Origin of the sequence: Pantoea sp. ICBG 1758, assembly GCF_002928325.1 — a bacterium.
Taxonomy (GTDB): Bacteria; Pseudomonadota; Gammaproteobacteria; order Enterobacterales; family Enterobacteriaceae; genus Pantoea; species Pantoea eucrina.
In genome coordinates this window covers 1-4,421 of sequence record NZ_POWL01000014.1, presented here as the reverse complement: position 1 = coordinate 4,421, position 4,421 = coordinate 1, and the positions used below count along the sequence as shown (strand labels likewise).

The following is a 4,421-nucleotide window of genomic DNA, read 5'->3' as shown; positions in this document are numbered from 1 at the left end:
GCGCCTGGCCGCCGTTGGTTTTAGCCAGAACGGTGGTGATTGCTGCAGTCAGGGTGGTTTTACCGTGGTCAACGTGACCGATGGTGCCCACGTTTACGTGCAGTTTGTTACGCTGAAATTGCTCTTTAGCCATCGCTTGTCCCTCTAAGACACGAATATATCAAAGATATCGTCACATTAACCAGGCAGTGCCCGATGTTAGTTTTACAGAGAGAGAATCAGGAGAGAGATAAAGGAAGTGGTGCTGATACCCAGAGTCGAACTGGGGACCTCACCCTTACCAAGGGTGCGCTCTACCAACTGAGCCATATCAGCACATCTGGAGCGGGCAGCGGGAATCGAACCCGCATCATCAGCTTGGAAGGCTGAGGTAATAGCCATTATACGATGCCCGCATCCTGGAACTCGGCTACCTGTTCTTTCTGTAGCTTTTGAATAATAAAAGAAGACCTTTTACTATTCGAGCCAGTCAGAGTTTCCGACTGACCCTGACCACACAGATGTGCAATCTGAATCCGGAGGTGAGAGATTTGAACTCACCCATCAGGTAAACTCTTACCTGATGCCCAACCAGGAGGCTGAGATGGTGGTGGGAGAAGGATTCGAACCTTCGAAGTCTGTGACGGCAGATTTACAGTCTGCTCCCTTTGGCCGCTCGGGAATCCCACCTACTTGATGGTGCCGGCTACCGGAATCGAACTGGTGACCTACTGATTACAAGTCAGTTGCTCTACCAACTGAGCTAAGCCGGCATCAAGTGACGCGCATTCTAGGAAGACCGGCTCCGAGATGCAACAAGAAAATCATCATTTTTATTCTTTTGCTTACTATTTGTGCAAAAGCTCTCAACAGCAGGCATTACTGCCGCTTCTTCACTCATATCTGGTACAAATGTTCACCACCGCGTTCAGCGGCTACGCTCTGTTTTCTCTTTGACTGAACTGCCCGGGGTTAAACTATTTACTGGTTTTTTTAGCGGCTGATAGAAAAACACAGTTTTTTTCATTCCACCAGGTGAAAAAAATGTGGCGTGTTCTGCGAAAGCGCTCGCACGATCATCATTTTGCTTCTGTTTAAAGTGACACTGGTGTTAACCTCCTGCCCACTGTTTCCGTTAATTTATCTTCTATGACGCGCAATCGCGTTCAGGACGCTTCATGATGAGGCAGGGATGAACCACACTTTGCGGTCAGATATATGCTTATGAGTAGAAAAACAACGCCACTGACCACCCCTTATCTGCAATTCGACAGACAGCAGTGGGCTGCGCTGCGTGACTCAGTGCCTATGACACTGGATGAGCGTGAAGTTGAGCGCCTGCGCGGTATCAATGAAGATCTCTCTCTTGATGAGGTTGCTGAGATCTATCTTCCTCTATCACGTCTGCTGAACTTCTACATCAGTTCTAATTTGCGACGTCAGGCCGTACTGGAACAGTTTCTCGGCACCAACGGGCAAAAGATCCCTTATATCATCAGCATTGCCGGCAGCGTTGCCGTCGGAAAAAGCACGACTGCGCGCGTGCTGCAGGCGCTGCTGAGCCGCTGGCCGGAACATCGCAAAGTAGAATTGATCACCACTGATGGTTTCCTGCATCCGAATGCCGTGCTGAAAGAGCGCGGTCTGATGAAGAAGAAAGGGTTTCCGCAGTCCTACGATATGCATCGCCTGGTAAAGTTTGTTTCCGATCTCAAGTCGGGCGCCAGCCAGGTCACGGCACCGGTCTACTCGCATCTGATTTATGATGTCATCCCTGACGGCGATAAAGTGGTTGAGCAGCCTGATATCCTGATTCTGGAAGGGCTTAACGTGCTGCAGAGCGGTATGGACTACCCGCACGATCCGCATCACGTATTTGTTTCTGACTTTGTGGATTTCTCAATCTATGTGGATGCTCCGGAAACCTTACTGGAACGCTGGTACATCAACCGCTTCCTGAAATTCCGTGAAGGTGCTTTCAGCGATCCCGATTCCTACTTTCATCACTATTCGCAGCTGCCGAAAGAGGATGCCGTTAACATTGCGCGCGGGCTGTGGCAGGAAATCAACGGTCTTAACCTGAAAGAAAATATTCTGCCAACGCGTGAGCGCGCCAGCCTGATTATGACCAAAGAGGCTAACCACGCCGTTCAGAGCGTAAGGCTGAGGAAGTAACAGCAAAAAGCCCTGCGTGCAGGGCTTTTATCATAGTGCTGTGGCTAGCCGTTATCTGGCCTGAGTGAGATCTCCCCGCCAACCCAGGATTTAATCACTTCCTCCTGTTCCAGCAGCAGGCCACCCTGCTTATCTATCCCGCGCGCAATACCGTAAACTTCGCGCTCACCAACCAGTAATTTAACCGGACGATTGATAAAATTATCCAGCTTTTCCCAGCGCTGAATAAAGGGAGCCAGACCGTCGCGCTCAAAAAGCGGTAACGCCGCACGCAGACTGTTGATGATACTGGCTGCCAGCTGGTTGCGATCGATAGTCACGCCCGCTTCCTGCAGGTTGATCCAGCCCTGATTGATTTCTGAAGTGCCTTCACCCCGCATTCCCAGGTTGATGCCTGCACCCATAACAATCTGCGCCGCATCGCCGGTTTTACCGGTGAGTTCAACCAGGATGCCAGCAAGTTTACGATCGTTAAGATAGAGATCGTTTGGCCACTTCACACGGACATTTTCAGCGCCAAGGGACTGAATCACTTCCGCCATGACAATCCCTATGACCAGGCTCAGCCCCATCGCAGCAGCTGGTCCCTGCTCCAGACGCCAGTACATCGACAGATAGAGGTTGGCTCCAAAAGGCGAAAACCATTTACGTCCGCGGCGTCCACGTCCTGCCTGCTGGTACTCCGCAACGCAGGCAAAACCTGACTCAAGCTGATCCATGCGATCAAGCAGATACTGGTTGGTTGAGTCTATAACCGGAATAACGGCGATACCCGGGGTCTCCAGATGAGTATGGATAAGCGCTTCATCCAGCAGCTGCAGAGGCGCAGCCAGGCTGTAGCCTTTTCCTGTCACAGTAAAGACATCCAGACCCCAGCTTTTCAGAGTCTGTATGTGCTTATTAACTGCAGCACGGCTCATGCCCAGCGCTTCACCCAGATGTTCACCTGAGTGGAATTCACCGTCAGCCAGCAACGCAGCCAGCTTGAGAGGGACGCTTTGATCTTTCATGCAATAACCTCAACTGCATTACGCTCGCCATTGGCGCCGATAAAACGCACTTCAGGTTCCAGCCAGACATTGAACTTCTTACCCACATGCTGCCGCACCGTATGTGCCAGTGTAACAATCTCCTGCGGCGTGGCGCGATCCTGATTGATCAGAACCAGCGCCTGCTGGCGATGTACGGCGGCGCCGCCTACGCTGAAGCCCTTAAGCTGACACTGGTCGATTAACCAGCCTGCCGCCAGTTTTACCTCACCATCAGGCTGAGGATAGTGTGGTATTGCAGGCCACTGCGCGAGCAGCTCTGTCAGCTGCTCAGCTGAAACAAGCGGGTTTTTAAAGAAGCTGCCCACATTTCCGGTAACGCGCGGATCGGGCAGTTTGCTTTGACGCATCTGACATACAGCATGGCAGACATCCCAGGCGGTAGTCGTCGCCGGGTTAAGTTTTGCCAGATCGCCATAACTCAGTACCGGTTTCCACGCTTTCATCAGGCGCAGTCCGATCGCGATGATGACGTAATCATCTTTGAGCGCGTGTTTAAATATGCTATCGCGATAGCCAAAGCCGCACTCTTCACGATAGAGCCTTTTAGTGGCTGATGTAGGCAGATGCAGTACATCGACATAGTGACAGACATCTTTAAACTCTACGCCATAGGCACCGATATTCTGGATCGGAGCGGAGCCTGACATACCTGGAATGAGCGCCAGGTTTTCCAGGCCAGGGATCCCTTTTTTCAGGGTATATTCCACTAACTCATGCCAGTTTTCACCGGCGCCAGCGTGCACATGCCAGGCTTCTTCATGCTCTTCAGGCTGAATACCTTTGATGGCATTAACGACGACGGTGCCGTTGAAATCCTCGAGGAACAGAACATTGCTTCCTTCACCGAGGATAATAAAGGGTTGATTGCGCTGCTGGCTGGAGTGCCACGCTGCGGTAATGGCTTCTGCGCTATCAGCGATAATCAGCGATTGTGCGTCGATCTCAAGACCGAGCGTATTACATGCTTTAAGGGAGGTACCTGGGCTGGACATTTCACGGCCTTTACTGAGTAATCTGGCCGTAGTTTACCCGATTGACTAACCAGGAGTGGGTGTTTTGATGGTTTTAGTGAGGAAATTTTGCTTTTCTGCAGACGTAAAAAAGCCCTGAACGCGTGTTCAGGGCTCTCTTACTTGATGGATGCCTGGCAGTTCCCTACTCTCGCATGGGGAGACCCCACACTACCATCGGCGCTACGGCGTTTCACTTCTGAGT

General features: G+C 51.5%; 4 protein-coding genes and 4 tRNA genes. 1 reads left to right on the top strand and 7 read right to left on the bottom strand.

Annotated elements, in window-relative coordinates:
• From C1Y41_RS19640 to C1Y41_RS19620, 5 genes are all read right to left on the bottom strand, one after another.
• Positions 1-133: GTP-binding protein (locus C1Y41_RS19640; protein WP_233207462.1), on the bottom strand; the 133-nt coding region annotated here is incomplete at its 3' end.
• A 106-nt stretch (positions 134-239) separates the two neighbouring features.
• A tRNA-Thr gene (locus C1Y41_RS19635) sits at positions 240-315 on the bottom strand.
• Between the two features lie 5 nt (positions 316-320).
• Positions 321-395: transfer RNA gene (locus C1Y41_RS19630), tRNA-Gly, on the bottom strand.
• Positions 396-584: 189 nt separating this feature from the next.
• Positions 585-669: transfer RNA gene (locus C1Y41_RS19625), tRNA-Tyr, on the bottom strand.
• A gap of 7 nt (positions 670-676) precedes the next feature.
• A tRNA-Thr gene (locus C1Y41_RS19620) sits at positions 677-752 on the bottom strand.
• A 451-nt stretch (positions 753-1,203) separates the two neighbouring features.
• On the opposite strand from C1Y41_RS19620, the gene coaA reads away from it, so the two are divergent.
• Complete coding sequence (gene coaA / locus C1Y41_RS19615; RefSeq protein WP_039385682.1) at positions 1,204-2,154, top strand: type I pantothenate kinase; 951 nt, start codon at positions 1,204-1,206, stop codon at positions 2,152-2,154.
• Positions 2,155-2,198: 44 nt separating this feature from the next.
• Here coaA and birA read toward each other — a convergent pair whose 3' ends face one another.
• Positions 2,199-3,164, bottom strand: a complete 966-nt coding sequence (birA, locus tag C1Y41_RS19610) for a bifunctional biotin--[acetyl-CoA-carboxylase] ligase/biotin operon repressor BirA (RefSeq protein WP_104086182.1) — start codon at positions 3,162-3,164, stop codon at positions 2,199-2,201.
• Complete coding sequence (murB, locus tag C1Y41_RS19605) at positions 3,161-4,198, bottom strand: UDP-N-acetylmuramate dehydrogenase (RefSeq protein WP_071668693.1); 1,038 nt, start codon at positions 4,196-4,198, stop codon at positions 3,161-3,163. Before murB ends, birA begins: the two co-directional genes overlap by 4 nt.
• Positions 4,199-4,421 lie beyond the last annotated feature (223 nt).

What these genes read in the sequence shown, in the direction of transcription:
- coaA (WP_039385682.1), top strand. Translation starts at nt 1,204, where the DNA reads ATGAGTAGAAAAACAACGCCACTGACCACCCCTTATCTGCAATTCGAC.
- birA (WP_104086182.1), bottom strand. Translation starts at nt 3,164, where the DNA reads ATGAAAGATCAAAGCGTCCCTCTCAAGCTGGCTGCGTTGCTGGCTGAC.
- murB (WP_071668693.1), bottom strand. Translation starts at nt 4,198, where the DNA reads ATGTCCAGCCCAGGTACCTCCCTTAAAGCATGTAATACGCTCGGTCTT.